Here is a 207-nt window from a genome sequence, read left to right as displayed (position 1 = left end):
ATCTTGGCAGACTGCTGCGTCGAGCTCTTGGTCCACTCACGGGCGTTTGTCCATGAGTTAGAGTAGGCGATCTTCACTTTTCTGGCGGCGTCTTCCGACGTGCTCAGGTAAAGCTCGGCCATGTCATCAGCGGCGATCCAGAAAGTGTACTGGCCCGAAACCGGAGCAGTCACATAGCCGCGGATGCGCTGGCCGTAGGTGTTGCCC

General features: G+C 58.5%; 1 protein-coding gene. It reads right to left on the bottom strand.

What is annotated here, in order from left to right; genetic code table 11:
- The coding region (locus LKX83_RS33785; RefSeq protein ID WP_227887706.1) for a PA14 domain-containing protein at positions 1–207 on the bottom strand (207 nt) is incomplete at both ends.

The sequence above is a fragment of the Cohnella baijiui genome (assembly GCF_020731285.1).
Lineage (GTDB): Bacteria > Bacillota > Bacilli > Paenibacillales > Paenibacillaceae > Cohnella.
Note: the sequence above shows the minus strand (reverse complement) of the source record. Positions and strands in the feature narration are given on the sequence as shown.